This window comes from Bordetella tumbae (assembly GCF_054780995.1).
The window spans coordinates 33633-60006 of sequence record NZ_BAAGVG010000006.1; the positions used below are offsets into that span (position 1 = coordinate 33633).

Annotated in this window: 24 protein-coding genes; 10 read left to right on the forward strand and 14 right to left on the reverse strand. The window is 60.3% G+C overall.

Annotated elements, in window-relative coordinates; all coding sequences use genetic code 11:
- Positions 1 to 3: 3 nt before the first annotated feature.
- Genes ACYVI2_RS05235 through ACYVI2_RS05245 form a run of 3 tightly spaced genes read right to left on the reverse strand, consistent with a single transcriptional unit; the run spans position 4 to position 2863 of the window.
- Positions 4 to 816 (reverse strand): enoyl-CoA hydratase/isomerase family protein, encoded by an 813-nt coding sequence (locus ACYVI2_RS05235; protein WP_415820605.1) that lies wholly within the window; start codon positions 814 to 816, stop codon positions 4 to 6.
- A 15-nt stretch (positions 817 to 831) separates the two neighbouring features.
- Positions 832 to 2130, reverse strand: coding sequence for a malonyl-CoA decarboxylase domain-containing protein (locus ACYVI2_RS05240; RefSeq protein WP_415820604.1), 1299 nt, complete (start codon positions 2128 to 2130; stop codon positions 832 to 834).
- Entirely contained in the window at positions 2081 to 2863 is a 783-nt protein-coding gene (locus tag ACYVI2_RS05245) for a GntR family transcriptional regulator (RefSeq protein WP_415820603.1), read from the reverse strand. The genes ACYVI2_RS05240 and ACYVI2_RS05245 overlap by 50 nt, the downstream gene beginning before the upstream one ends.
- A 216-nt stretch (positions 2864 to 3079) precedes the next feature.
- On the opposite strand from ACYVI2_RS05245, the gene ACYVI2_RS05250 reads away from it, so the two are divergent.
- Positions 3080 to 3787 (forward strand): VIT1/CCC1 transporter family protein, encoded by a 708-nt coding sequence (locus ACYVI2_RS05250; RefSeq protein ID WP_415820602.1) that lies wholly within the window; start codon positions 3080 to 3082, stop codon positions 3785 to 3787.
- 47 nt (positions 3788 to 3834) lie between these two features.
- On the opposite strand, the gene ACYVI2_RS05255 is transcribed toward ACYVI2_RS05250, so the two are convergent.
- Together ACYVI2_RS05255 and bktB are read right to left on the reverse strand one after the other, a co-directional pair.
- Positions 3835 to 4605: a spermine/spermidine synthase domain-containing protein gene (locus ACYVI2_RS05255; RefSeq protein WP_415820601.1), complete on the reverse strand. Its 771-nt coding sequence runs from the start codon at positions 4603 to 4605 to the stop codon at positions 3835 to 3837.
- A 65-nt stretch (positions 4606 to 4670) separates the two neighbouring features.
- Positions 4671 to 5852 (reverse strand): beta-ketothiolase BktB, encoded by a 1182-nt coding sequence (bktB, locus tag ACYVI2_RS05260; RefSeq protein ID WP_415820600.1) that lies wholly within the window; start codon positions 5850 to 5852, stop codon positions 4671 to 4673.
- A 188-nt stretch (positions 5853 to 6040) separates the two neighbouring features.
- On the opposite strand from bktB, the gene ACYVI2_RS05265 reads away from it, so the two are divergent.
- From ACYVI2_RS05265 to ACYVI2_RS05275, 3 genes are all read left to right on the forward strand, one after another.
- On the forward strand, positions 6041 to 7198 hold the full coding sequence (locus ACYVI2_RS05265; protein WP_415820599.1) for an acyl-CoA dehydrogenase family protein: 1158 nt from the start codon (positions 6041 to 6043) through the stop codon (positions 7196 to 7198).
- Between the two features lie 70 nt (positions 7199 to 7268).
- The gene (locus tag ACYVI2_RS05270; protein ID WP_415820598.1) at positions 7269 to 8282 is read left to right on the forward strand and encodes an acyl-CoA dehydrogenase family protein; all 1014 of its coding nucleotides are present in this window, start codon (positions 7269 to 7271) and stop codon (positions 8280 to 8282) included.
- 87 nt (positions 8283 to 8369) lie between these two features.
- Positions 8370 to 8744 (forward strand): tautomerase family protein, encoded by a 375-nt coding sequence (locus ACYVI2_RS05275; RefSeq protein ID WP_415820597.1) that lies wholly within the window; start codon positions 8370 to 8372, stop codon positions 8742 to 8744.
- 38 nt (positions 8745 to 8782) lie between these two features.
- On the opposite strand, the gene ACYVI2_RS05280 is transcribed toward ACYVI2_RS05275, so the two are convergent.
- Positions 8783 to 9676 (reverse strand): LysR family transcriptional regulator, encoded by an 894-nt coding sequence (locus tag ACYVI2_RS05280; RefSeq protein ID WP_415820596.1) that lies wholly within the window; start codon positions 9674 to 9676, stop codon positions 8783 to 8785.
- Positions 9677 to 9778: 102 nt separating this feature from the next.
- Between ACYVI2_RS05280 and ACYVI2_RS05285 the strand changes: the two genes are divergently transcribed.
- The 3 genes from ACYVI2_RS05285 to ACYVI2_RS05295 all read left to right on the forward strand — a co-directional run bounded on the left by ACYVI2_RS05285 (position 9779) and on the right by ACYVI2_RS05295 (position 12621).
- Positions 9779 to 11032: a CaiB/BaiF CoA transferase family protein gene (locus tag ACYVI2_RS05285; RefSeq protein WP_415820595.1), complete on the forward strand. Its 1254-nt coding sequence runs from the start codon at positions 9779 to 9781 to the stop codon at positions 11030 to 11032.
- Positions 11029 to 11499: a MaoC family dehydratase gene (locus ACYVI2_RS05290; protein WP_415820594.1), complete on the forward strand. Its 471-nt coding sequence runs from the start codon at positions 11029 to 11031 to the stop codon at positions 11497 to 11499. Before ACYVI2_RS05285 ends, ACYVI2_RS05290 begins: the two co-directional genes overlap by 4 nt.
- A 150-nt stretch (positions 11500 to 11649) precedes the next feature.
- The gene (locus tag ACYVI2_RS05295) at positions 11650 to 12621 is read left to right on the forward strand and encodes a Bug family tripartite tricarboxylate transporter substrate binding protein (protein WP_415820593.1); all 972 of its coding nucleotides are present in this window, start codon (positions 11650 to 11652) and stop codon (positions 12619 to 12621) included.
- 206 nt (positions 12622 to 12827) lie between these two features.
- Here ACYVI2_RS05295 and ACYVI2_RS05300 read toward each other — a convergent pair whose 3' ends face one another.
- The 4 genes from ACYVI2_RS05300 to ACYVI2_RS05315 all read right to left on the reverse strand — a co-directional run bounded on the left by ACYVI2_RS05300 (position 12828) and on the right by ACYVI2_RS05315 (position 18332).
- Positions 12828 to 14087, reverse strand: a complete 1260-nt coding sequence (locus tag ACYVI2_RS05300) for a quaternary amine ABC transporter ATP-binding protein (protein WP_415820592.1) — start codon at positions 14085 to 14087, stop codon at positions 12828 to 12830.
- Positions 14084 to 14941, reverse strand: coding sequence for an ABC transporter permease (locus ACYVI2_RS05305; protein WP_415820591.1), 858 nt, complete (start codon positions 14939 to 14941; stop codon positions 14084 to 14086). The genes ACYVI2_RS05300 and ACYVI2_RS05305 overlap by 4 nt, the downstream gene beginning before the upstream one ends.
- 559 nt (positions 14942 to 15500) lie before the next feature.
- On the reverse strand, positions 15501 to 16499 hold the full coding sequence (locus ACYVI2_RS05310) for an ABC transporter substrate-binding protein (protein ID WP_415820590.1): 999 nt from the start codon (positions 16497 to 16499) through the stop codon (positions 15501 to 15503).
- Positions 16500 to 17072: 573 nt separating this feature from the next.
- On the reverse strand, positions 17073 to 18332 hold the full coding sequence (locus ACYVI2_RS05315) for a class I SAM-dependent methyltransferase (protein ID WP_415820589.1): 1260 nt from the start codon (positions 18330 to 18332) through the stop codon (positions 17073 to 17075).
- A 214-nt stretch (positions 18333 to 18546) separates the two neighbouring features.
- Here ACYVI2_RS05315 and ACYVI2_RS05320 point away from each other — a divergent pair, with 214 nt between their 5' ends.
- The 3 genes from ACYVI2_RS05320 (at position 18547) to rpmG (ending at position 20463) form a co-directional block, all read left to right on the forward strand.
- On the forward strand, positions 18547 to 19725 hold the full coding sequence (locus ACYVI2_RS05320; protein ID WP_415820588.1) for a Bcr/CflA family multidrug efflux MFS transporter: 1179 nt from the start codon (positions 18547 to 18549) through the stop codon (positions 19723 to 19725).
- Between the two features lie 303 nt (positions 19726 to 20028).
- Positions 20029 to 20265, forward strand: a complete 237-nt coding sequence (rpmB, locus tag ACYVI2_RS05325; RefSeq protein WP_012250213.1) for a 50S ribosomal protein L28 — start codon at positions 20029 to 20031, stop codon at positions 20263 to 20265.
- Between the two features lie 30 nt (positions 20266 to 20295).
- Positions 20296 to 20463, forward strand: a complete 168-nt coding sequence (rpmG, locus tag ACYVI2_RS05330; RefSeq protein ID WP_003810296.1) for a 50S ribosomal protein L33 — start codon at positions 20296 to 20298, stop codon at positions 20461 to 20463.
- 140 nt (positions 20464 to 20603) lie between these two features.
- Here rpmG and ACYVI2_RS05335 read toward each other — a convergent pair whose 3' ends face one another.
- The 4 genes from ACYVI2_RS05335 to ACYVI2_RS05350 all read right to left on the reverse strand — a co-directional run bounded on the left by ACYVI2_RS05335 (position 20604) and on the right by ACYVI2_RS05350 (position 26267).
- Positions 20604 to 22406: a SulP family inorganic anion transporter gene (locus ACYVI2_RS05335; protein ID WP_415820587.1), complete on the reverse strand. Its 1803-nt coding sequence runs from the start codon at positions 22404 to 22406 to the stop codon at positions 20604 to 20606.
- A gap of 237 nt (positions 22407 to 22643) precedes the next feature.
- On the reverse strand, positions 22644 to 23192 hold the full coding sequence (locus tag ACYVI2_RS05340; RefSeq protein ID WP_415820586.1) for a hemerythrin domain-containing protein: 549 nt from the start codon (positions 23190 to 23192) through the stop codon (positions 22644 to 22646).
- A gap of 106 nt (positions 23193 to 23298) precedes the next feature.
- On the reverse strand, positions 23299 to 24462 hold the full coding sequence (locus ACYVI2_RS05345; protein ID WP_415820585.1) for a D-alanyl-D-alanine carboxypeptidase family protein: 1164 nt from the start codon (positions 24460 to 24462) through the stop codon (positions 23299 to 23301).
- An 8-nt stretch (positions 24463 to 24470) separates the two neighbouring features.
- The gene (locus ACYVI2_RS05350) at positions 24471 to 26267 is read right to left on the reverse strand and encodes a chloride channel protein (protein ID WP_415820584.1); all 1797 of its coding nucleotides are present in this window, start codon (positions 26265 to 26267) and stop codon (positions 24471 to 24473) included.
- Positions 26268 to 26374: the final 107 nt, after the last annotated feature.

Below are 26374 nucleotides of genomic sequence, written 5' to 3' on the forward strand. Positions count from 1 at the left end.
TATTTAGTCTCCAGTGAATACCGGTGTCCGGCCAGCCAGAAAGGCGTCGACGCCTTCGCGATGGTCGTGACTGTCGGCATAAGAAAAAAAGTCTTGATAATGGGATTCGTCCAGCGGTGCGCCTTGCTGCAAATGGCGCGACTGCCGCTTGTTGATACGTGCGGCCAACGGCGCGCCACGCATAATACGCTCGGCACAGGCACGGGTCTGATCGGCGAGCTCGGCATCCGGCACGACACGGGTCAATAGCCCCAGCGAAAGCGCTTCGCCGGCATCGAATACGCGCCCCTCGAGCAGAATCGCCATGGTCGTCGCGCGGCCGACCAACGCCAGCAAGCCCCGCATTTCGTCGGGCGCCATCGGGAACCCCAATTTGTTGATCGGCACCCCGAAGCGCGTCGATGCCCCCGCGATCCGCAGGTCGGCCTGACAGGCGATTTCCAGCCCGCCCCCCACACAGACGCCCTCTAGCTGTGCGACGACGGGATGTGGACAATCCGCCACCGCCTGTAGCGCCGGCGCGAGAATATGCTGGTGATAGTGGCGCACTTGGGACAAGTCACCCCGTACCGCGGGAAACTCGCGAATGTCCGCCCCCGCAGCAAACTGACCGCCCTCGCCACGGACGATCACGCAGCGCACAGAATCGTCTGCGGACAGCGTGTCGAATACCACGCGCAACTGATTCCACATCGACACGGTAATGGCGTTCAACCGTCCGGGGTGCGATAACGTCACCCAGGCCAAACCGCCCTCGCGCGTCAGCTGTACGCTGTCCGGCGCAAGCTCTACAGATGATGCGTCATGCTTATTCATTGTTTTGCCCATTCACTATGCAATCCGCGCAATACCACGGCTCACACGCGGTTTGCCCTGCCCCAATTGCTCGAGATTGCTGTCCAGGTCATCCAAGTCATACAGATAATTCACCATCATGCCGCAGGATTGGCCCAGTCCCTTGGCCGACGTATCCGCCGCCCAATTCAGCCGCTCGATACGCGCACCGTTGCCCAGGTGAAAACGCGCGACGGGATCAATGGGCTGATTGTTTTTCATCGTCAATAAATATTGCGCTACCAGCTTCATGCCGGCACGCTGCACCACCTCAGACGGTTTGCCTGTCGCAGCCTTGGACAGCCTGGCCGCCCAGCGGGCGCCATCGGGCGCGCCGGCCCTCGTGCGGCCCTTGTCGCGCACAATTTTCTCGACTTCCGCCGCACTCAAACGCGACAGCCAGTCGACCAGCCCAGGAATCGGCGACAAGGTGGCAAAGAAACGCAGCTTGGGCAGTTCCTCGACGAGTCGCTCAATCACACGCTTGAGCAGAAAATTACCAAAACTGATCCCGCGCAATCCCGGCTGCGTATTCGAGATGGAATAGAAAATCGCCCAGCGGGCCTTGTCCAGATCCGCTGGCGGCGCGGTCGTATCCAGCACGACCTGTACGTTGTCGGCCATCTGCGTGGCAAAAGCCACCTCGACAAAGATCAACGGCACATCCGGCATTTGCGGATGGAAATAGGCATAGCAACGCCGATCCGGCGCGACGCGATGGCGCAGATCATCCCATGACCGGATCTCGTGCACGGCCTCATAGATGATCAGTTTTTCCAACAACGATGCCGGCGAGTCCCAGGTCAAGGGGCGCAGCTCCAGCAACCCCACGTCAAACCAGGCCGACAGCAGGCTTTCCAGATCCTTGTCCAACGCCTGCAGGCCTGCCACCTGTTTGCGCCAACGCAGCATATCGGCACGCAATGCCACCAGGAAACGCAAGCCATCGGGCAACGCATTCAGACGCTTGAAAAACGCCAGCCCGCGGTCGCCACGCGGCTGTAAACCGGCATCGACTTGCGCCAGGCCCGTCAACAATTCGCGCCGGCGCTTACCGTCCGCCGCGGTATACGCAGCGCACCAGGTGCGCGCCAACTTGTTCGCGGCGACGTCGGTCAACCGTGCCTGGAACAGCGGCAAAATTTCTGCAGTGCTAGGAGGACGGTCTCTGTCCCACAGACGTCCCAGCCGGGCCATCAGCCCTGCGCTCTCTGCAACCGCCTTTTCATCTGACACGGTATCGCCCTCAGGCGGCCGAGCGCCGCGTGCGAGCGGACTGGAGTCTAGGGCTGTCATGGGGAACCTCCTGGATAGCAGACGTATTTGAGGATGAAGGGGATGATGAATGAACAGCTGTCGTCACGGCCGCGGCCTCGGCCCGCTGGGCCAGCAGACGCAAGGCGTCCAGTTGACGCAGCAAATGTTTGCGGGCCAGCGCCTCGGCTGCCTCAGGGTCACGGGCTTTCAGGGCGGCAAAGATGGCCATGTGTTCGGCGCAGGACTCGGTGATTCGCCCGGGCACCGTCAGGCTCTTGTGGCGAAACAGGCTCAGCACCTTGCGTAAATTCCCCACCATGTCCGACAGCCAGCGATTGTTCGCCAGCGCCTGGACGGCCTCGTGGATCTGCGCATTGGTGTCGTAATACGCATCGACCTCGCCCGCCGCGGCATGCGTTTGCAGTGCCCGATGCAGCGATTCCAGCCCGGCGAGCTCATCATCGGAGGCTTTCAATGCCGCCTCATGCGCACAGCGCCCCTCCAGCATGGCCATCAGGGGAAAGATGTCTTCCAGGTCCTGCAACGACAGCTCGTTGACGAAACACCCGCGGCGCGGCTCCAGCCGCACCAGCCCTTCGGTCGCCAAGACCTTCAGCGCCTCGCGCAAGGGCGTGCGGGAAATGCCGAGGACGCCCGTCAGGTACACCTCGTCGATCCATTCGCCGCTGGCCAGCGCCCGCGAGCGAATCATGTCGCGCAACCGGTCGGCGACCTCGAGATACAGCGCTTGACGAACAATAGGTGCAGTCATGGCGAGCCTGTTTGGAGTCCTGTAATTCATAATTATAGGAATCTTGATCATAGCCATTCCGGCGCTGAAGCGATAGCCCCCTTCCTCCTGGGGTAATCCCTTGCCATGCGAATTCGGCCCCGTCCGCCAGCGCGGCCCGCAACATCCTGTCAGGAAATTTCGCGTATCCTTTCCAGAAGCAGACTACACCTCAACTCACATAAGCTTCTCTTCCCTGTGCCCCATCCTCACTACCGCGCTCACGCTGAACCCCATCGTACGGGACGTATTGGATGGCTGCGTGCCTCAGTGCTCGGCGCCAATGACGGCATCATTTCCACTGCCAGCCTGATTGCAGGGGTCGCGGCGGCCAACGTCAGCCACGCCAGCATCCTGACCACCGCCATCGCCGCGCTGGCCGCCGGCTCCATGTCGATGGCCGCGGGCGAGTTCGTATCCGTCTATTCGCAGGCGGATACCGAAAAAGCCGACCTCGCGCAAGAACGCCGGGAATTGTTGGCTAATCCGGCGGGCGAGCACCGGGAACTGACAGGGATTTACGTGCGGCGTGGACTGGATCCTCAACTGGCGGCCGAAGTCGCGACGCAATTGATGGAACATGATGCGCTGGGCTCTCACGCCCGCGACGAGATTGGCATCACGGAAACGCTGCGCGCCCGCCCGCTGCAGGCAGCGGTGGCTTCAGCCGCCAGCTTTGCGGTGGGCGCGGCGCTGCCATTGGCCGTGGTGGTGCTGGCCCCGGCACAGTCATTGCTGCCATGGACGGTGGCCACCAGCATTTTCTTTTTGGCGTTGCTCGGCGCTATTGCCGCCATGATCGGTGGCGCATCCGTCGTCAGAAGCACGCTGCGTGTGGCCTTCTGGGGCACATTGGCCATGGCCGTGACAGCGGGCATCGGCGCCTTGTTTGGCAGCCCGCCCTAACGCTTGCGGGCTTGATACCGAAGGTGGGGCCACATACCAGCCCCGCCTTAAAAGTACAGCACTCCGTCAACGGCGTGCCTAGTCAACGCCCGGGCCCAGCGCCGGGCCGGTAACCCATATTGGCTTTCCACGATTTCCGCCCGGGCTAGCAATTGCGCCGGGGTAATGGCCAACGATGGGCCGCTGAACGCCAGCACGATCTGATTCCCTGCGTCGATCTCGGGCAACAGCACAATGCGGTCGTCAAACGCCTGGCGTATATTTTCGATATTGCGGTCAAAGCTCTCGTGCTGGCCGAATAGATTGACCGACAAAACGCCCACCTCGCCCAGCACGCGGCGGCAGGCACGATAAAACGAAATAGAGTCCCGTACCGGCCCGCGAGCCTCGGCATCGTACAAGTCCACCATCAGCACCGGGCAATTCCCCGCATGCTGCGCGTCCGCCACCCACACGGCGGCATCCTCGTGATGCACCGTCAGGCGCGGCGATGCCGGCAGGCGGAAAAACATCTGGCACACCGCCGTGACCTGAGGATTCCATTCCACGACCGTCAGCGGGCTGCGCGTGTGTTTCAGGCAAAACCGCGTCAGAGAGCCCGCCCCCAGTCCCAACAGGCCGATCGATTCCTCTTTGGGCGGCTCCAGAAACAACAACCAGGCCAACATCTGCGAGGTGTATTCCAACACCAGTTCCGCAGGCGCCTTGATGCGCATGGCGCCCTGGATCCATTCCGTACCGAAATGCAGATAACGGATGCCCTCGGATTCGGAAAGCGTGGGCTGATCGGCAGCAGCGGGGCGAGTACGGGCAGGCATCGGAAAGTCTCAGCGAATAATCGCGTGATTGTAGCGAGCCTTCCCCGGGACGTGTTGGCGCAGGATTACACGCGCTCGAATATCGCGGCAATCCCTTGTCCACCGCCAATGCACATCGTCACCAGCGCATAGCGGCCTTGGATGCGTTGCAGTTCATACAGCGCCTTGACCGTGATGATGGCGCCCGTCGCGCCGATCGGATGGCCCAGGCCGATCCCGCTGCCGTTCGGGTTCACCTTGGCCGGATCCAGGCCCAACTCGCGCGATACCGCGCACGCCTGTGCGGCAAAGGCCTCGTTGGCCTCGATGACGTCCAGCTGATCCACCGTCAGGCCGGCACGCTTGAGCACGGCCTGAGTCGCCGGCACGGGCCCGATGCCCATGATGGAGGGATCGACACCTGCATGCGCATAGGCCACGAGCCGAGCCAACGGTTTGACACCGCGCTTTTCCGCGACTGAGGCGTTCATCAGCACGACAGCAGCGGCACCGTCGTTCAGGCCCGAGGCATTACCCGCCGTCACGGTCCCGTTTTCTTTCTTGAACACGGTCTTGAGCCCGGCCAACCCTTCGACCGTCACGTCGCGCCGCACGTGCTCGTCGGTATCGAACACGACTTCGCCTTTACGGGTTTTCTGGACGATGGGCACGATCTGGTCGCGGAAATAGCCCGCGTCGATCGCAGCCGCCGCGCGGCGGTGCGATTCTGCCGCCAACGCGTCCTGGTCGGCGCGGTTGATGCCGAATTTCGCCGCTACGTTTTCAGCCGTCACCCCCATGTGGATGCGCTCAAACGGATCCGACAGCGCGCCGGTCATCATGTCCAGCAAGGCTGCATCGCCCATCCGCGCGCCCCAGCGTTGCGCTGGCGCGATATAGGGAGCACGGCTCATGCTTTCCGCACCCGCGCCGATGGCGATATCGGCATCGCCCAGCAGAATGGTCTGCGCGGCCGACACAATGGCCTGCAGCCCGGAACCGCACAGGCGGTTGACGTTAAAGGCGGGCGTCTCTTTGGCGATGCCGGCATTCATGGCCGCCACACGCGACAGATACATATCGCGCGGCTCGGTGTTGATCACATGCCCGACGGCGACATGTCCCACCTCGTCGCCGCCGACGCCCGCGCGGGCCAATGCCTCTTTGATGACAGTCGCGCCCAGATCGATGGGCGCCACATCTTTCAACGCACCGCCGAAATCGCCAATAGCGGTACGGGCGGCTGCGGCAATGATGACTTCATTCATGCAATATCTCCAGGAGCACGACATGCCGGCACCATACCGGCAGCAACTCCCTCATCATACTGCGCTGCGGCAAAACAGGTCTGGCGCCGTCCGATACGAAATATGTATCGGGCGGCCATAAAAAAATATTAGACAAGGATCGGCCTCCAGAGGGATAGTCCAACGCCAAGGAGCCGCTAATCCACAACATGATAGACACGCTTGAACTGACCACCATTCCCACCGAAGACGAATCCCTGCGTACAGACATACGCGCCTTTCTGACCGACGCGTTGGCGGATATGCCGGCCGATCAGCGCGCTCGATCCTGGATGGGCTTTGATGCTGCATTCAGCCAAGCCTTGGCTGCCCGCGGCTGGCTGGGCATGACCTTGCCCCGCGAATACGGCGGCGCCGCCCGTGGGCATTTTGCGCGATTCGTCCTGTCCGAGGAGCTGCTGTGCGCCGGTGCACCGGTATCGGCCCATTGGATCGCCGATCGCCAAAGCGCCCCGTTGATTCTGAAGTACGGCACAGAAGCGCAGCGCCAGTTTTATCTGCCCCGCATCTGCCGCGCCGAAGCGTTTTTCTGCATCGGCATGAGCGAACCGAACTCAGGCTCGGATCTCGCCAGCATCCGCACGCGAGCCGAGCCCAAAGAGGGCGGCTGGCTGCTCAATGGCAGCAAGATCTGGACCACCAACGCCCATCGGTCCCATTACATGATCGCGCTGGTACGCACCTCCGGCACAGCAAGCGATCGGCACCAGGGGCTGTCGCAACTGATCGTCGACCTGTCGCTGCCGGGCATCACCATACGCCCTATCGAAGACCTAGCGGGAGACGCACATTTTTCCGAAGTGTTCTTCGACAACGTGGCACTCGATGCGTCAGCACTGATCGGCACAGAGGGCGATGGATGGCAGCAGGTCAATGCAGAACTGGCGTTTGAACGCAGCGGCCCCGAACGCATCTATTCCAGCATGGCGCTGGTGCAGTGCTGGCTGTCCCATTGCCGTGCCATGCAGATCGACGACACCCATACCGCCGCCGCGCTCGGTGAAATCCTGACGCAGCTCGCCACACTACGCGCCATGTCGCTGGCCGTCGCCGGGCAACTCGCCAGTGGCCGCAGCCCCAGCATCGAGGCTGCTTTGGTCAAAGACCTGGGTACAGAACTGGAGCAGCGCATTCCCGACCTGCTGGCACTAACCTTGAGCCAAACGCCTGACCACGCAATACCTCCAGAACTGCTGCGCACATTGGCTTACGTAGAGCAAGTCAGCCCGACCTATTCGCTGCGTGGCGGTACGCGCGAGATCCTGCGCGGCATCATCGCGCGAGGGCTGGGGCTCAGGTCAAATTAACGTTGCAGTCTTGCTGCAGCATCTCTTTTTATCTCGGCATCGATGCCGAGGCATTTCGAAGCGACTGACGATGGATACCTTATTCGGCGACGCCGCCCAGCGCTTGTTTGCACAAGCCTATTCCACAGAGGTTCTGTATGCCATCGAGCACGGCGCATCCGCCGATGCAGCCTGGCAAGCAGTGGAAGACTCCGGTTTTCTGGATGCGCTATTACCCGAGGACGCCAACGGGGCCGGCCTGCGCCTGGCCGACATCGTGCCATTGGCCCAATCGGCAGGGTGGCACGCCGTGGGTGCGCCAGTGATTCAAACGCTACTGGCACGCGTCTGGCTGCATCACGCCGGCCAGCAACCACCGTCAGGCCCCATTGCCTTGGCTCCCTTTCAAGTACACGCTACGGCATCCGGCATCCAGGCCCATGCCGTCAGCGCCGCACGAGTTGCACAATGGGTTTTAGCGGCGACGACGGAAGGGGTCCGCCTGCTGCCCATCGCACAGGCCGACGTCACCCCCTCTGGAGGCCACGGCAGCCTCGATGCGGATTTACATTGGCCATCCGCCGTACTGTCTGACAGCCCCTTGCTGAACGTCGCCGACGTCAGCTTGGCCGATTTGGCGGCTGTGACCTACGCCGGTCTTATCGCTGGCGCGCTGGAACGGATCCTGGCGCTGACCATAGACTATGCCAACCAACGTACGCAGTTTGGTAAACCTATCGGGCGTTTTCAAGCAGTGCAGCAACAAATCAGCGTCTTGGCCGAGCAGGTCTGGGCAGTACGGACGGCGGCGCAGCTAGCGTATCAGAGCCCTGACTGGCGCCCTGCTCCCTTGTTGGCTGCACTAGGCAAAGCGCGAGCCAGCGCCGCCGTGACTCGAGCTGCAGACATAGCGCATGCCGTGCATGGCGCAATCGGCGTAACCGCCGAGTACGAATTGCAGTATGGCACGCGCCGATTGCGCGAATGGCGCCGGGCAGCGGGTGGCGAGGCGTATTGGAACGCCCGCATAGGCGCTGACGCGCTGTCTAGCCCTATGACAACGCTGGACTATGTGCGCCAGCATCTCTTTGCCGTGATCGAGTGATCGTATCCTCGCCTGCCAAGATTGCTATGATGCGACTCATCTCAACCCCAGCGAGCCGAAGGCTCGCGTGACCCGCCAGGAATCGCCATGCCCGTCCTGAATATGCAAATCATGCAAGGCCATAGCACCGCTCAAAAAGCGCAACTGTTGCAGAACTGCTCGCAAGCCGTCGTCGACAGCATCGCTGCGCCCCTGCCCTCCATCCGTATCGTGCTGGAAGAAGTCGCCGCCGAGCATGTCATCGTCGCAGGAGAAATCGGCAAGCCCATGGCGCTGGTCATCGCACGCCTCATCGAGGGCCGCACTCCCGAGAAAAAAGCCGCACTCATCGCTGCCGTCAGCCGCGCCGTCCACCACAGCCTCGATATTTCAGAACAAGACGTGCGCGTCATCGTCAACGATGTGCCCAAGACCGACATGGGCGTCGCGGGCGGGATCAGCGCCCTGGCTGCGGGACGCTGATCCCGCCTCGCTGCCTCTCCATCGTTTGCAATGGCACATCATTGCGCCGACAGCATGGAGTCGCGCAGCCGCAATACCGGCGCACACGAGGTATCTCGGTGCGCCACCAACGACAATGCCAGCGCGTCATGTGCATCGGCGTCCAGCAAATCCACGAATTTCACATGCGGTGTGGAATAAGCGCGTGTCACGCCAGGCACCAGGGCTACTCCCAAACCGCTGGCCACCAGACTGACGAGCGTCTGCACCTGAATCGCCTCCTGGCTGATCAGCGGCGAAAAACCGGCTTTGTGGCACAGTGCTTGAGCAACGCCATGCAGGCCCGGGACCTTGTCGGGCGCGTACATCACAAACGGCTCTGCCCGCAATGCTTGCAGCGTGACAGGCCCATCATGGGCCAACGGATGCATAGCGGGCAACGCCAGAATCAAGCTATCGCGCTCGACTACCCACGTCGATAACGACGCATCTTCGGCCAATGGGCCACGCACCAGACCCGCATCGATCTCATTGGCACGCAACATTTCCGCCAAGCGCTTCGTGCTGTCTTCGCGCAACTCCAACGCGACGTCAGGATAACGGCGCCGGAACTCAGGCAAACAACGCGGCAATAGCATGTACGTGGCCGAGCCGACAAAACCCAGACGCAATCGCCCGAGCTCGCCCAACGCCACACGCCGTGCGGACTGCCGTGCCTGGTCGGCATGAAACAAGGCACGTTGGGCATCGGCCATCAACGCCTGCCCGGCAGGGGTCAATGACACCCCTTTTGCGCCACGCTCCAACAACAACACGCCTACGCTGTGCTCCAGCTTTTGTATCGATACCGATAGCGCAGGCTGGGCAATATGCAGCGCCTCGGCGGCACGCCGATAGCTGCCGAGCTCGGCGATCGTGACGAACTGGCGTAACTGCCTCAGGTCCACAGCCATAACAAATTCCATATCGCGTCATACCAACGCCATATTAGACGGTTATCTGCGCGGTGATTAGGATGGCATGCATCAGATGTCCCTATCGCAGAGCAGCAATTCATGACGACAAAGAACCCCACTGAGCGCAGCGCCCTGGCCGGCATACGCATCCTGGACCTGACTGCCGTGGTATTCGGTCCTTATGCCTCGCAGATCCTGGCCGACTACGGCGCGGATGTCGTCAAGATCGAACCGCCCGAGGGCGACTCGACCCGCCGCACCGGGCCTAAACAGGAAGACGACCTCGCCGCCATTTTCCTGGGCATCAACCGCAACAAGCGCAGTGTCGTACTGGATCTGAAACAAGCCGAGGCGCGCGAGGCCCTGCTGACCCTGGTCGACAGTGCCGATGTTCTCATGCACAGCATGCGCCCAGCGAAAATGGCGCGGCTGGGCCTGGACCCGCAAACGCTGTGCGCCCGTAACCCACGGCTGATCTATGCTGGCCTGTATGGCTTTGGCGCAGGCGGCGCCTATGCCGATCAACCCGCCTATGACGACATCGTGCAGGGCCTGACGGGCATCGCTGACATCACACAACGGCAAAGCGGCGAACCGCGCTATCTGCCCACCATAGCCGCCGACAAAACCTGCGGTCTGGTGGCGGCCCACGCCATTCTGGCAGCCCTGTTTCAACGCGAACGCACAGGCCTGGGACAGCAACTCGAAGTCCCGATGTTCGAATCCATGGCGTCGTATCTGCTGGTGGAGCACTTCTACGGCCGCCACCTGCAAGACAGCCCGGGCGCCGCCGGCTATCCGCGCGTCTTGGCTCCGTGGCGCCGTCCCTATCAGACCACCGATGGCTATTTGTGCATGATGCCCTACACCGACGCCCATTGGCGCCGCTTCTTTAACGAAACCGGCCATGGCGCGCTGGCCGATGACCCACGCTTTACGGACATCGCAGCACGCACTCAGCATATCGAGGACCTCTATGCGCTGGTGGGCCGCATCGTCGCAGACCACCCCACAGCCCACTGGCTCGCCTTGTGCCAGCGCCTGGAAATCCCGGCTGCGCCCGTCAATCGCCTGGAAGACCTGGAGCAAGACCCGCATCTGCGCAGCGTAGATTTCTTTGTGCCACTGACCAGCGCTGCCGGTCATCACTATCGCTTTACACGCAACCCTGTCCGCCTACAGCGCTCTCATGTACCACCGGCCATGCCGCCTCGACTGGGCGAACACACCCGTCAGGTGCTGCAACAGGCAGGACTGTCAACCGAACGTATCGAGCAGTTGCTGGCGAGCGGCAGTGCTCGCGACAGCAGCCATTCCATTTCCCTTTCCATTCCACCCGAGGTCGAGCAATGACAACTCCCCAACCCCCTGCCCTGCTAGGACGCGGCTACTACTGGCAAGACCTGCAAGTCGGCCAACGCTTTCACACATTCCGCCGCACCATCACCGAAACGGATATCGTCAATTTCGTCAGCGTGACCGGCATGCTGGAGACCATCTTTATCGATGCCACGTACGAACACGGCGCCATCCGCGGCCGCCCCGCCCCGGGCGCATTGACCTACGGCCTGATCGAGGGTCTGCTGATGCAAGGCATGGTCCAGGGTACGGGTCTCGCGCTCCTGGAGGTACACAAGAAAATGCTGGCCCCGGTCGTCGCTGGCGACACCGTCTGGGCAGAAGTGGAAGTCACGGGCATACGCCCCACCTCCAAAAACAATCGCGCCGTAGTGAACTCATCGATCGAAGTCCGCAATCAACACGGGCAGCCCGTGATGACTTACACCGCGACGCGACTGCTCGCCGGCAAGCCTGATTGAACCGCCCCGGCGCATCCAGGTGCGTCGGGACAACAGTGACCGTTAAACGCAAGGCGGCGCGTACAACAACGTCTTGCCGCAAAAGGAACAACAACACACCACCGTTCGCGCTGCCAAACAAAAGCCACAACAACACAAGGAGACAAACGCATGAAACGCATTCACCGCCTACTCACTGCGATAATGACTCTGGCGGGCATCGGCCTTGCCTCGTCGGCACTGGCCGCCTGGCCCGAACGCCCAGTCACCATGGTGGTGCCGTTTCCACCAGGCGGCCCTACAGACCTGGTCGCCCGGGTATTGGCCAAGCAGCTATCCGATCAAACGGGCCAGACCTTCGTCGTCGAAAACAAAGGCGGCGCCAACGGCAACATAGGCATGCAGTACGCGGCAGCAGCGAAACCTGATGGCTACACCGTGCTGTACAACACCTCGTCCATTGCGTTAAGCCCCAATCTATACCGCAACCTGTCGTTCGATCCCGTCAAAGATTTCGATGCAGTCTCGTCGACAGCAGTGATCCCTCTCGTGTTGCTGACGCATCCCTCAGTGCCTGTCCACAACGTCAAGGAATTCGTCGACTATGCCAAATCCCATCCAGGCAAACTGTCTTATGCCTCAGCAGGCGCGGGCAATGTCACCCATCTGGGCGCGCTGCTATTCTTGCGCTCGGTAGACATAGACGCCGCCCATATCCCTTATCGCGGCAGTGCGCCCGCCATGACAGACTTGGTAGGCGGCCAAGTGCAGTTCATGACCAACACTCTGAATGACTCATTGGGTTTTATCCGCGAAGGAAAACTACGCGCCCTGGCCGTCAGCAGCAAAACGCGCAGTCCTCAATTACCCGATACCCCCACTTTGGCCGAAACGGTCGTTCCCGACTTTGAAATGGGTGCATGGCAAGGCGTCGTCGTCCCGGCAGGCACGCCGCCAGCGATCATCAACAGCCTCAACGCACAGATCCGCAAAGCCCTGCAATCGCCCGACGTCCTGAAACAGCTAGCCGCTCAAGGCGCGCAACCACTGGGTGCCTCACCACAGGAATACAAACAATACATCCGCGACGAGATCCAGCGTTGGCACGAAGTCGTCAAAGCCGCCAACGTACGGCTCGACTGAGTATTTTTGACTCCGACTCAGCGTGCAGCTATCCGCGCAGTGAATGTCGAATGTTGAAACGCAGAGGTCCAGGCATTGAGCGATGGGCCTCGATGCGTTGCCTCGACATGACCAGATGCATTAGGGGGCGATCCAAGCCGCCCCCTAATGCCAAACTCGCAAGGTGCTCAGGAATCATTCCGGAACACCCAAAGGCTCACACCGCGCTAAACCGACTCGGTCGTCTTGACCGCATTCTGATTCGGTTCGTCGTCAGCCGTTGACGATGCAGTCGCCTCAGAGGCAGCCTCCTGCAATGCTGGCGTGACCAGATCCACGACCTTCTTGCGGGACAACATACCGATGAACTCGTCATCCTCGCCCGTCACGGCGACCGGTTGATCACTGTGCACCAGACGAGCCAACACCTCATCCAAACCAGCCGTGGCAGGCACCGAGGCCAGATCCTCGACATACGCTGACACATCGCGCACACCCGCTTCGACGGCACGCTGCGCAGCCTCGCTCGTGAGCACGCCTGCCAACCGCTTACCGTCAAGCACGGGCGCATACTCGAAACTCAACGCATGCATACGGTCCAAGGCATGCGCCGGACGGGAACGCATGGTCAACGTCAGTCGCGGCGGATTCACCGCATGCGCAGCATTGAGGACCTTCGTACGGTTGACGTCCTGCAGGAACGCTTGCACATAGTCATTCGCCGGATTCAGCAAGATGTCTTCCGGCGTGCCTTCCTGCACCAGCTCGCCGTCCTTCAGAATCGCAATGCGGTTACCCAGACGCAGCGCCTCGTCCAGATCGTGCGTAATGAACACGATGGTCTTGTTCAGCTTGGCCTGCAACTGCAACAGATGATCCTGCATTTCACGGCGGATCAGCGGATCCAGCGCCGAAAACGCCTCATCCATCAACAGAATCTCGGCATCGGTCGCCAAGGCGCGAGCCAAGCCCACACGCTGCTGCATTCCGCCTGACAACTGATGCGGATACTGCGCCTCAAACCCATTCAGGCCCACCTGATCCAGCCAATGCCGCGCACGCTCTTCGCGCTCTGCCTTGGACACACCTTGCACAGTCAGGCCGTACGCCGCGTTATCCAGCACCGTACGATGGGGAAACAGACCAAAGCGCTGGAACACCATGCTCATTTTCTTTTGGCGAAACGTCTCCAGCTCACGCTTGCCCAGGCTGACCACGTCCACGCCATCGACCAGAATATGGCCGGCGCTAGGCTCGATCAAACGATTGAAATGGCGGATCAACGTCGATTTACCCGAGCCCGACAGACCCATGATGACGTAGATACTGCCTTCTTCGATCGACAGGCTGATGTCACGCAACCCCAGCGTATGACCACTCTTGGCCAGCAGATCTTCCTTGCTCATGCCGCTCTGTGCGGCAGACAACCATTTTTCCGGATGCGGGCCAAAGACCTTATAAATGTTTTTGACTTCAATCTTGCTCATCGGTGGCCTCCTTTACGTACACGGTGTCCATAAGATTGCGTAATGCGGTCAAACAACACCGCCAGCACCACAATCCCCAGGCCTGCCAGCAGGCCACGGCCGACCTCCAGACGATTGATACCCAACAGCACTTCATAACCCAGGCCGCGCGCGCCGATCATCGACGCAATCACCACCATCGACAGCGCCATCATCGTGGTCTGGTTGATACCAGCCATGATATTTGGCAGCGCCAGTGGCAGTTGCACACCGAACAACTGTTGGCGCGCATTCGCGCCAAACGCACGCGACGCCTCGAGCACCTCGCGGTCAACCAGACGGATACCCAAGTCAGTCAAACGAATCAGCGGCGGCACTGCATAAATCACTGTAGCAATAATCGCGGGAATCTTGCCCAGGCCAAACAGCATCACCACCGGAATCAGATAGACAAAACTCGGCATCGTCTGCATGATGTCCAACAGCGGCAGCATGATGGACCGCAACCAATTAATCCGCGCCATCAGCACGCCCACCGGAATACCGATAATCACCGACAGCCCGGCCGCCATGATCATCAGCGCCAGCGTCTGCATCCCGGCATCCCACAGCCCCAGCAACCCGATCACGCACAGCAGCGCGCCCATGGCAATGCTCAGACCAATACGGCGGCTGACGCCCCAAGCAATCGCGATCGTGACCAACACCACCAGCCACCATGGCGTGCTGCGCAAGACCTGCTCCAGCCACACCAACGCGCTCAGGAACGGCTGCGACATCGACTCCAACGTGTCCGCATACTGCGTCACCAAGTGATCGACGAACGAATCAATAGCGCCACGCACAGCGCGTGGCGGAATAATTTCTGGAAACATAAACCCTCCTTACGGGCATGCCGTAGAGCGATGCAGCCGATAAATAGACAGAGCAATCAGCTGCATGACCCTAATCACGCAACGTGCCTCCCGTACCAAGCCAACGGCCACAATCGCCTTCGGCCTAGGTCACATGAACATGCCGTACGAACATTCACACAACATGCTTCACGCTCACGTCCGACGTGGCACGCGCCGCACGCACATATCGCCCGGCACACGTCAGCTACGAGAACCACAGAAAAACACAATCAATGCCGCGGCCAGCCACTACTGCGAGTCCCTGCTGGGTGCCGGGCAGTTGCCCGCCGGCCCGTAGAGCCGCGATGTAGCCTCGCGCAGCGAGGCCGAGGCCCCTGCTCACGGGCCGAGTCGCGGCGATAGGGCCGGCGGGCAACTGCCCGGCACCCAGCAGGGACGCCCAAGCAGAGAAACCCGCCGCACTGAACAAGAGCCCCACCGCACGAAAACAACGCTAAACAGCGGAGCCACGCTCACGAAAGAAACACGGCCCCCTCGCCTCAGCAAGGCGAGAGGCTAGCGCCCCAACAAGCGACGCTTACAACGCCGCCTTGACCCGCGTCGCGACCTCAGCAGGCACCCACTTGCTCCACACATCAGACTTATTCTTCAGGAACCATTGGGCGACATCAGACGACTCGTCTCCCGACTCTTCCATATGGGCCAACGTCGCATCCATCTCAGGCAGCGGCACGGAAACCTTGGACAAGAACTCGGTCAACTTCGGTGCTTTCTCCGCAAAACCAGAATTCACAGCCGTAAAGACGGGGTTCTCCGGATAAGCGCTAGGCTGAGGATCCTTGCACTGCGGCGACGTCAGGCACTTATGCTTTTCTGCGTCATACGGCGGCAATTCCAGCTTCACCAGATCCAGCGCCCCCACCAGCGGCGTGGGATACCAGTAATAAAACACCACATTCTGCTTACGCTTATAGGCAGAAGTCAGCGCGGCCTTCTGTGCGGCGCCTGTCCCCGGCGAATACAGCGTGAACGAGTCATCGAGCTTCAGCGCATGGAACAGATTCGTGCTGACAACCTCGCAACCCCACCCTGCCGGGCAGCCGTAGAAGCGGCCTTTGGAGGGCTCTTCCGGATCTTTGAACTCATCCTTGAACTTGGGCAGATCCGCCGCCGACTTCAGCTCGGGCAGACGTTCAGCCGTATAGCGCGGGATAAACCAGGCTTCGCCGCCCATATACACATCACCGATGCGCTTGACCTTGCCGGTCTTCTCGGCCTTTTCCCAAGGCTCGGCGACGCTGTTTAGCCAGATCTCGGTATTGATATCCAGATCACCGCGCTCCAGCGCGGCCAACGCCGGCAGCGTTTCCGTGGGCAGAGTTTCGGTCTTGCAACCAAAGCCCTTTTCCATGATGAATCGTTGGACATCGACCAGGACCAGATTGGACTCCCAGTTCATGCCGCCAAACTTGACCGGACGGTCGATTTCGCATTGCGCGTCAGCCGCTTGAGCAGTACCGGCAAACGCAAGGAACACCGCTGCAGCAGACAGGGTTTTTACAGGATTGAAACGCATTGGCTTTTGCCTCCATAGGTTCAAGGACACCCCGCCAACCAAACCAGGTTGCGTGATGCCGTGGAGCTAAGGGGGTTGTGCGGAAGACGGGCAGAACCGCCAATACAAACCGACACTAGCAGCGAGACGTGGTGCCGCAAGGGGCAGCAGTCTCATCAGACAGCAAACCCAAACAGTAGCCCTATGAAAAAAGCCCCTGTCGGGATGACAGAATTTTGAATACAACTAAATGAAGAAGCCAGCATCTTAGCCGATTTTGACCATGCGACCAACACCCAATCAGAATCATTTAGATACAAATAGCCTGAAATTGGCTAGGGAAACTACTCATCGATCAAGCCCAAAGCCCGTATCCACGCGGTGCTGCACTGCAATATAGAAACGACACATTCAGTTTCTTTGAGTTTCTAACAGTTATTATTGAGCCAGCAATCAGCCGCTCATTGCTGCCTTTCGGACAATTTCACGCACTGAATTTTCATCAACCAGGTATCGAGGCCGCCATCCTGGCCGGCTCGTATTGCCTGTCCGTCCGTATCAGCAACTCCTGAGACAAACGGACAGGCATCCACCTCACGCTTCGGTATACATATAGGATCGCCGCCATGGATAGGCCAGATCGGCCGGGTTATCCAGCTCGTCGGGCCGCCCCGTCGCCGGCATCGTGGCCAGCACCTGGTGCAACGCGATCCAGCCATGCTCGAACGCCATCGCGCAACCGGCCAAATACAACCGGTATGCTCGCAGCGAACGCGCCCCCTGCTCGCCCTGCAAGAGCTGGATTGCCTCGGGCAAACGTGCCTCCAGGGCATCGCTCCATGCCCACAAGGTTCGCGCATAATGAGGACGCAGATTCTCCACATCCACACCTTCCAGGCCGCCGTTGGTCATCGCCTCCATCACGCTGCTGATGTGGGTCAGCTCGCCGCCCGGAAAGATATATTTTTCAATGAACTCGCCCATCCCGCTGCCCAGCTCGCCGTTGTATAAACCGGCCGCGGTAATGCCGTGGTTCATGATCAACCCACCCGGCTTGACCAGGCGGCGCAGCTTGGCAAAATACCCTGGCAGTTGCGCACGGCCCACGTGTTCGAACATGCCGACCGACGCCAATTTGTCGTACGGCTGGGACTCGTCGAGTTTGCGGTAGTCCAGCAACTCCATCCGTACCCGGCCCGACAGGCCCTTTTCCTGGATCAGTTTATTGACATAGGCATGCTGATTGCGCGACAGCGTGATCCCTGTCGCATCCACACCGTAGTTCTCCGCAGCCCACAGCAGCAATCCGCCCCAGCCTGCTCCCACGTCCAGAAAACGCTCACCCGTCTGCAAACGCAGCTTGCGGCAAATGTGGTCCAGCTTGGCCTCTTGAGCCTGCGCCAGATTCATCTCGGGCGTACGGTAATACGCGCAGGAATAAACACGGCGCGGATCCAGCCACATCGCATAAAACTCGTCGGATAAGTCATAGTGAAACTCAATCTGCTTGGCGTCACGCTCGACAGAGTGGCGCCACACCGAGATCACCTTGCGCACCAGATCGGTCAACCAGCCCCCCCGAGCTGCATCGACCGGAGATCCCGGCAACAGCGCCGCCGCCGCGGCCATGACATCGCGCATATTGCCTTGGATATCAATGCGGCCCTCGACGTAGTCCTGGCCCAACACCCCGACCGCCCCTTCGGCCAAGTGAGCCAACGCCGATTTATCCCGAGCAACGAACCGAACCTTTGGATCGGCAGGTCCCACGACAGTGCCGTCGGGCAACTCTAACTGTACGGTGACTGGCAATGCGTGCAACTTGCGTTCTACAGCAGACAGCATAGGATTCACAGCTTCTCCCCTACATGAAAGAACTGAGCAACTCTATCCGAAAATCCCCACTCCTTGCCAGCCCCGGCAGCGTGCTAGAATAGTTAGCTTGCTATCTAATTCAGCGAGACGTCAACTTCCCTCTCCATGCGCCGTGTTTCTGTGCGGCACGCGCATTATCAGTAGCCCAGCCCCTCCCCACGCATTCATGCCATCGCAGTCTTTACCTCGCCGCATGCCCGGCTGGCTCATCTTGATGGGCGTACTCACCGCCATCGGGCCATTCTCCGTTGATATGTATTTGCCGGCTTTTCCGGCAATCTCCGCCGGGCTGCAGGTCCCGCGCGGCGACGTCGAGCGCACGTTGGCAGCCTATCTGATCGGATTGGCCCTGGCCCAAATTGTCTACGGCCCCCTCGCCGACCGCTACGGCCGCAAACTCCCCATGCTGGCGGGACTGAGCATATACACCGTCGCGTCGCTGGGCTGCGCGCTGGCCAGCGACATCGAGATGCTGACGCTGTGCCGGGTACTGCAAGCCTTGGGCAGCGCGGCCGGCATTGTTATTCCTCGCGCGGTGATTCGCGATCACTACGAAACCCAGGACGCGGCACGCGCCATGTCCATGCTGATGCTGATCATGGGCCTGGCACCGATCCTGGCGCCACTGGCCGGCGGGCAATTGCTTTTCTTCGTCGGCTGGCGCAGCTTGTTTTGGCTGATGGCGGCTGTCTCGCTCGCCATGATCATTGCCACCACGTTGATCATGAAGGAATCCCTGCCCCCGGCACGCGTACAACCGTTACGCGCCCGCGTCATCGCTGAGAATTATCTGGCCCTGATCCGGCACCGCCGCTTTATCGCACACAGTTTGGCCGGCGGCCTGGGCTCCGCCGGCATGTTTGCCTACATCATTTGTTCGCCTCGGGTATTTATCGAGTACTACGGCATCGCGCCCGAGCACTACGGACTGCTGTTCGGCGCCAATGCCGCCGGGCTTATCATCGGTTCGCAGATCAGCGCCCGGCTGCTGCGCAAACGTTCCCCCGTGCAATTGCAGCGCGTCGCCCAAAATGCCTTGGCTGTCGCGAGCCTCGTGGCCCTGGTTCTGGCCGTGACCGGCTGGATGACATTACCGCTGCTGATGGCGTGCCTGGTCGGCTATATGTTCAGCCAGGGGTTCGTCAATCCCAACTCGGCCGCGCTGGCCTTATCGGAACAAGGCATGCGCCTGGGGGCCGCATCGGCTTTGCTCGGCACGCTGCAAATGTCGTGCGGCGCGCTCGCCGGCTTCGTCGTGAGTATTTGGCAGGCAGACGGCCCGTTGCCGCTGGCCACTGTCCTGGCCTGTTGCGCTACCCTGTCCTGGCTGTCTGGCCGCATCGCCCGACGGGGTCCACCCCTCTCGCTATAGGGCAAACCAGCGCGCAACGCCCTGCCCTGCGCGCTGGGAAAATGGGATGTTTTCCCCTTTGACCAACACTCATCAGCCTAGTTATTGATTTTTCTCGCCTTTTCGTATTAGAATAGCGAGCTTCGTATGAAGTTTTCCCGTGAGTAGCCTACTATGCTTTGTAGCTACCACTTTCGACCAGCACCCCGTGTATAGGTACAGCGGGCGGCGGGTAGCGGGTATAAGCACAGGCGTAAAGCCTATCTACCTGTCTTTCCTTCCCCAGCTTCGCCATACGCGGCCAGAATACTTAGAGGTAAAATCATGGCACGCGTATGCCAAGTAACTGGCAAAGGCCCGATGACGGGCAACAACGTTTCGCACGCTAACAACAAGACCAAGCGTCGCTTCCTGCCCAACCTGCAATCGCGCCGGTTCTGGGTCGAGAGCGAAAACCGCTGGGTTCGCCTGCGTGTTTCTGCCAAGGCCATCCGCATCATCGACAAGAACGGCATCGACGCTGTTCTGGCAGACCTGCGCGCCCGCGGCGAACTGGCCTGATCCGGCCCCATCACAATCTAGGAGCAAGACATGGCCAAAGGTATCCGCGAAAAGATCAAGCTCGAGTCGACTGCCGGCACGGGCCACTTTTACACGACCACCAAAAACAAGCGCAACATGCCCGAAAAGATGCTGATCAAGAAATTTGATCCCGTCGCTCGCAAGCACGTTGACTACAAAGAAACCAAGCTGAAGTAATCCAGCCGGTTCTCGACGTAGCAAAAAGGCCTCGCAATATTGCGAGGCTTTTTTGTTGCCGGGCCGCCCCAAAACAAAAACGCCCCCTCGGGGGGGCAGCAAGCCGAAGGCGCAGCGTGGGGGCTTTTTTTCATTGCGGATCACGAATCGTCATCGCCGGCTTCGTTATTGGGCCGAAACGGCCGTTGATTGCACTCGCGGAAAATACGCGCCGTACAGCCTGCGCAGATATCGGGATTCAAGCGCTGGAAAATCTGCGAAATCGCGGAGGCTTTGTCTGGAAAGATATGGTCTTCGCCCAGATAGTCGACGAACCCCATGCGGCGCCACATTTGCATCACCTCGGGCCGGGGCCGATGAAAATACAGATCGCCGCCCATTTCGCGCCGCTTGCGCAGCTCGTATTCCCACACCAGCGCCCCCGCATGATCGATGAAATTCATGCTTTTCGTCATCACCAGCAGATGACGCGGCGCATTGGATTGGCTGCGCAGCGCCTGCAGCCGATCCGCGACATGAGCCACGGCACCAAAATAGACCGAGCCCTCCATGCGCAGTAATTTCAACTGCGGACATTCGGGCAACTCATCCGAGTTCCCTTCGAGCACGGCGAAATGACGATCAGGATCGCTCGCCCTGAATCCCATCGTGCGCATGGCGGGATGCGAGGTGCGATGCAAATATGTCATGAGCGACAGCAACGTCCCCAGCAAAATAGCGATCTCCATACGGATCGTCACCGTCGCCACCATGGTCGCCAGCGCAATCAAGAACTCGTTGCGCTGCACACCCGCGATACGCCGCCAGTGCGGCAACTCCAACAGATTCCATGCCACCAGCAGCAGCAGCCCGGCAATCGCCGCATACGGAATCTGCGCCAACAAAGGCGAGCTCACCGTCACCAGCAGCATCAACAACACCGCGGCGAATACCGCCGCCATGGGGGTGCGCGCCCCTGATTCGAAATTGGGAATCGAGCGATTCAGCGAGCCGCAAGACAAATAGGACGAGAAAAACCCGCCCACGATATTCGACAGCCCCTGCCCCATGAATTCACGATTGGCGTCGATCGTTTGCCCCGACCGCGACGCCACGACCTTGGCAATCGAAATCGATTGCGCCAGCGCCACAATGGATAATGCAAAGGCCAGACCCAGCAGATCCGGTAGCGAACTCCACGGGACCTCGGGCACATGAAACGGCGGCACAGGCTGAGACAGCTTGCCCAACACTCGAATGCTGCTGCCGGGCTCAGAAAACACCCAGGCATTCAGTGCGGCAGCTATCGCGGTTCCCGCTGCGAGGCCGATCAGCATATGCGGCTTGCGACGATCCCAACGGCGCGCCAGTAACGACACCCCTATTGTGACCAGCGCCACCAGCAGCGCCCCCCAATGCAACTCGCTCAGCCCTCTCGCCACGCCCAGCAGTACCGCCCCCGCGCCATGCGCGTGAATACCATCCAGGCCCAACGCATCTTTCAATGCATGTACCGCGATCAACAAGGCTGCGCCGCTGGTAAAACCGAACAAGGCTGACGGCGAAATGAAATTTGCCAACGCGCCCAATCGGAGCACGCCGACCAATGATTGCAAAATCCCCACCAGGATCGTGACCGCCAGCGCCATCTGGATATAGTCATGACTGCCGGCCATCGCCAACGGCGCCAGCACGGCATACAACGCCAGCGAGTTGGCGTTCGTCGGCCCCGACATCACATGGCGGCTGGAACCAAACAACGCCGCGACCACACAGGGCACGATGGCCGAATACAACCCATACTCGGGAGGCAAGCCTGCCAAGGTGGCAAATGCCACCCCTTGCGGCAGCACCAACAACGCCCCCAGCAGCCCGGCAAACGCATCGGCCCGCAGCGAGGCAGGCCCGACATCATGAATCCATGCACCAAATATGCGATTTGCCAACTTAACCACGCGCTGCATCTTCCTATTGTGATGAGGATTGTCGGCCAGGCTCGATTCAGCGCCACGAGTTCATATTAATGGGCAGGCGATAGACCAGCGACAACGCACCGCTTATAACCAGCGGGCATATAGGGTAATCCCATGCATTAATGCGTGCAATGCACAATGGCAATCACAGAGACATTTTCATGAGCAGGTGCCCGCTACCATGCCATGACCGGCCCGATTCCCTTGCAGGACACGGCATATCCGCACCTAGCTCGTCCCGCCACCGCGCCTCGCCCGCATCGCCTGACTCATCTCTGACAGCGCCAGATCGTCCAGCAATCGCGCAGCCATGGGCAACAATTCATCCTCCTCGCGCTGAATATGGGCGGCATACTGCGCGCAAAACTGCTCGACACTGGTCTCGTCGAGCTCGACAGGATGCCCCGCACTGACTGCCTCCAAGGGACTATGCAGGCGGCGCCACAAGGCCTCCAATTGGCGGTGTTCCTGCGTCAAACCGTCCACCATTTCATGCAGACATCTCGCGTCCGAACCCGCCATGGAATCGATCAGCGCAGGAAAGAGATCGGCTTCTTCGTCACGGTGATGCAGCACGGCGGCCGTATCGAAGTACTTCAGCACGCTGGCGGCCGCCGTCTGCGCGACAGCATCGGAACCATGCTGCGCCACATGCGCAGCCAACCGCCGCAGCGTGGCGCATTGGCGGCCCATCCGATCATGACACGCGGAAAGCAGTTCCAACGGCGTATCCAGCCCAACGGCCGGCGACGAAAATCCAGGAATATCGACGGTCATGATCACTCCTTTCCTGTTATTGCGCCGTGCGGCTCACGACCTTTCCGTCATTGCACCGCACCGCTCAAGCCCGGCCGTTCCTACCATCGAACCGCACCGCTCGCGTCTACCCCATGGTCTGCCGCCACCACAGCCGCACCGTATCCCAGGTCCGCGCCATGATCCCGGCCTGCGGCACCGCATCCAGTGCCACGACCGGCCACTGTCCCGCAGGCCGACCATCAACCAATACTTGCAACGACCCTACCTCGGCCTGAGCGGCGATAGGTGCGACCAAGGGTTGCTGCTGAGTCACGACCGGCTTGACCTCCGAGGCCCGTGGAACCGTCACGTAAGCATCGCGCGCCAGTCCGATACGCACGGCATCCTGCTCGCCTTTCCAGACCTGCGGGGTGTCTACAGCCTCCCCTTTAGCATACAGCTTGACGGTCTTGAAGCTCTGGAACCCCCAGTTCAGCAACACCTGGCTGTCCTGGGTACGCAGCTTGTCAGACCCTGTGCCCAGCACCACGCTGATCAAACGCCGGCGCATCTGGCCATCGGGGCGCTCCGCCGAGGCTATCAAACAATATCCCGCCGAATCCGTGTGGCCGGTTTTCAAGCCATCTACACTCGGATCCAACCACAGCAGGCGGTTGCGATTCGACTGCGAAATATTGTTATAGGTAAACGTCCGCACCGAATCATAGGTCCTATACAGATCGGGAAAATCGCTGACCAGACGCTGTGCCAACACCGACAGATCGCGCGCCGTCGAGTAGGTGTTCGGATCGGGCAAGCCGTGCGGACTCGCAAAACGCGTCCCATGCAGGCCCATTTTCCCGGCCTGCTCGTTCATCCGCTGCACGAATGCCTCGACCGAACCGGAGGTCGCCTCAGCCAAAGCAATCGCCGCATCGTTGCCCGACTGCACCAACAAGCCATACAGCAGATCATCGATCGACACACGCTTGCCTGGCTCGAGAAACATCTTGGAGCTGCCCGGCGCGACTTTCCAGGCCCGCGTCGATACGGTCACTTGCTGTTGCGCCGAGAGCCGTCCATCGCGCAACGCCTGGAACACCAGATAAGCCGTCATGACTTTGGTCAACGACGCCGGCTCGATTCGCGTATCAGGATTGAATGACGCGATTTCCTGACCACTCGTGGCATCGAGCAACAACCACGCTTTGGCCGTCACCGGCGGCGGCACGACGGCCGCGGCTTGCGCAGGCACACCTGCCACGCAGGCTGCAACGAGCAGCCAGCTGGCACATACTTTTTTGAACAAGAGAACTCCTACTGGGAATCAACCGGACGCCGGCGCGCACTACGCCAACGGAAATAGGCGGTACGCTCACGCTCGTCGCGCAGCCGGCCGGCCCGCACACGCAGCAGGTCTTTGCGGCCCACCAATCCCACCAGGCGTCCGGTCGCACGCTCGACAATCGGCACGCGGCCGACGCCTGTCAACGCCATACGATCAGCCACCTGGCTGGCAAGTTCGTCAGGATAACCCAGGAAAAGTTCACGCTCGGCCATCATGTCGCCTAACGGACGTGCGCGGTCTTCGTCCTCCATGGTCCACGCCAGACTATCGGCGCGCGTCATTTCCCCCACCACTTTGCCTTGCTCGTCCACCACAGGATAGGCCGTATGGCGTCGCTGCGACGTTGTGAAATGGGCAATGGCATCGGCCACACTCATCGAAGCCGGCAGCGTCTGCACCGAGGTCGTCATCACCGCAGACACGCGTACGAGGTCGAAGGGGTCTACGTGATATTCACGCGTGATGTGATGCCCGCGTCGCGCGATTTTCTCGGTCAGGATCGAACGCTTTAACAACAATACAGTCAGGCCGTACGCAAATGCGCAGGCCGTCAGCACAGGCAGCAACACGCTGAAATTACCCGTCAACTCCACGGCGAATAACGTTGCCGTCAACGGTGCACGCATCGTGCCTCCCATCATGGCCGCCATTCCCAGCAAGGCCCAGAATCCCGGGCTAGCCTCAGGCAGCAAGGGGGTCATCAATGCCCCCAACGCGCCACCAAAAATCAGCAAAGGCGCCAACACGCCGCCCGAGGTCCCCGACCCCAGGGCAACAGACCAGATCACCACTTTCACAATCAACAACAGCAATACGGCCTGAATCGCCAGTTTGCCCGCCAGCAAATCCGTAATGTTGTCGTACCCGACACCTAACGCAGAGGGCTCGATCATGCCGCCGATGCCGATGACCAAACCGCCCAGGGCGGGCCACCACATCCAATGAACGGGCAGTTTTTCGAACCAGTCTTCAAACAGATACACCAATGAGGTGAGCACACCAGACCCCAACCCGGCCAATACACCGAGGCCTGCCCACGCCACCACATGATGCAGCGACGGCTCGCCCACGCCTGCATACGGAAAAATCGGAGCGCCATGCAACAGTAACGGCCGTACCGCTGCCGACACGATGGCAGCCACCGCCACAGGCAGGAAACTGCGCGGCTTCCATTCAAACAGCAGCAGCTCAACGGCCAGCAAAATCGCGGCGACAGGCGTTCCAAACACCGCAGTCATGCCCGCCGCAGCACCCGCCACCAGCAGCGTCTTGCGCTCGCCGGAACTCATATGCACCATCTGCGCCAACAACGAACCGATCGCGCCGCCCGTCATGATGATGGGACCTTCGGCGCCAAAGGGACCACCCGTACCGATAGAGATGGCCGACGATACGGGCTTGAGCACTGCGACCTTGGGCTGAATGCGGCTTTTGCCAATCAGGATTGCTTCCATGGCCTCTGGAATGCCGTGGCCGCGAATTTTCTCTGAACCGTAACGCGCCATGAAACCAATGATGATGCAGCCCACCACCGGTACGGCGATGGCCCACCATCCCAAGGCATGGCTCGCAATCGGCAGGTCCTCCAGCGACAGACGGCCAAAATAGGCCAGGTTGGTACACAGCGTAATCAAACGCAGCAACAACCACGCCGCGCCTACGCCAGCCAGACCGACCAACACCGCCATCAACATTAATAAGAGGACCCGGCGGTCCGTCGTGAAATCACCTAATCGCGACGTACCAGGCGTACGCGCAGAAGACATAGAAGCAAGAGGAGCCATATGAGAAAAGCAGGTTAAAGAACAGTGAGCGCAACGACAAAAGAAAACAGGACCGGCTGCCACACCGATCCCGAAAAATATCGTATCAC

What these genes read in the sequence shown, in the direction of transcription:
- rpmG (WP_003810296.1), top strand. Translation starts at nt 20,296, where the DNA reads ATGGCCAAAGGTATCCGCGAAAAGATCAAGCTCGAGTCGACTGCCGGC.
- ACYVI2_RS05245 (WP_415820603.1), bottom strand. Translation starts at nt 2,863, where the DNA reads ATGACTGCACCTATTGTTCGTCAAGCGCTGTATCTCGAGGTCGCCGAC.
- rpmB (WP_012250213.1), top strand. Translation starts at nt 20,029, where the DNA reads ATGGCACGCGTATGCCAAGTAACTGGCAAAGGCCCGATGACGGGCAAC.
- ACYVI2_RS05285 (WP_415820595.1), top strand. Translation starts at nt 9,779, where the DNA reads ATGACGACAAAGAACCCCACTGAGCGCAGCGCCCTGGCCGGCATACGC.
- ACYVI2_RS05340 (WP_415820586.1), bottom strand. Translation starts at nt 23,192, where the DNA reads ATGACCGTCGATATTCCTGGATTTTCGTCGCCGGCCGTTGGGCTGGAT.
- ACYVI2_RS05290 (WP_415820594.1), top strand. Translation starts at nt 11,029, where the DNA reads ATGACAACTCCCCAACCCCCTGCCCTGCTAGGACGCGGCTACTACTGG.
- ACYVI2_RS05295 (WP_415820593.1), top strand. Translation starts at nt 11,650, where the DNA reads ATGAAACGCATTCACCGCCTACTCACTGCGATAATGACTCTGGCGGGC.
- ACYVI2_RS05335 (WP_415820587.1), bottom strand. Translation starts at nt 22,406, where the DNA reads ATGCAGCGCGTGGTTAAGTTGGCAAATCGCATATTTGGTGCATGGATT.
- ACYVI2_RS05320 (WP_415820588.1), top strand. Translation starts at nt 18,547, where the DNA reads ATGCCCGGCTGGCTCATCTTGATGGGCGTACTCACCGCCATCGGGCCA.
- ACYVI2_RS05255 (WP_415820601.1), bottom strand. Translation starts at nt 4,605, where the DNA reads ATGCCTGCCCGTACTCGCCCCGCTGCTGCCGATCAGCCCACGCTTTCC.
- ACYVI2_RS05300 (WP_415820592.1), bottom strand. Translation starts at nt 14,087, where the DNA reads ATGAGCAAGATTGAAGTCAAAAACATTTATAAGGTCTTTGGCCCGCAT.
- ACYVI2_RS05270 (WP_415820598.1), top strand. Translation starts at nt 7,269, where the DNA reads ATGGATACCTTATTCGGCGACGCCGCCCAGCGCTTGTTTGCACAAGCC.
- ACYVI2_RS05240 (WP_415820604.1), bottom strand. Translation starts at nt 2,130, where the DNA reads ATGACAGCCCTAGACTCCAGTCCGCTCGCACGCGGCGCTCGGCCGCCT.
- ACYVI2_RS05265 (WP_415820599.1), top strand. Translation starts at nt 6,041, where the DNA reads ATGATAGACACGCTTGAACTGACCACCATTCCCACCGAAGACGAATCC.
- ACYVI2_RS05310 (WP_415820590.1), bottom strand. Translation starts at nt 16,499, where the DNA reads ATGCGTTTCAATCCTGTAAAAACCCTGTCTGCTGCAGCGGTGTTCCTT.
- ACYVI2_RS05350 (WP_415820584.1), bottom strand. Translation starts at nt 26,267, where the DNA reads ATGTCTTCTGCGCGTACGCCTGGTACGTCGCGATTAGGTGATTTCACG.
- bktB (WP_415820600.1), bottom strand. Translation starts at nt 5,852, where the DNA reads ATGAATGAAGTCATCATTGCCGCAGCCGCCCGTACCGCTATTGGCGAT.
- ACYVI2_RS05235 (WP_415820605.1), bottom strand. Translation starts at nt 816, where the DNA reads ATGAATAAGCATGACGCATCATCTGTAGAGCTTGCGCCGGACAGCGTA.
- ACYVI2_RS05305 (WP_415820591.1), bottom strand. Translation starts at nt 14,941, where the DNA reads ATGTTTCCAGAAATTATTCCGCCACGCGCTGTGCGTGGCGCTATTGAT.
- ACYVI2_RS05280 (WP_415820596.1), bottom strand. Translation starts at nt 9,676, where the DNA reads ATGGCTGTGGACCTGAGGCAGTTACGCCAGTTCGTCACGATCGCCGAG.
- ACYVI2_RS05275 (WP_415820597.1), top strand. Translation starts at nt 8,370, where the DNA reads ATGCCCGTCCTGAATATGCAAATCATGCAAGGCCATAGCACCGCTCAA.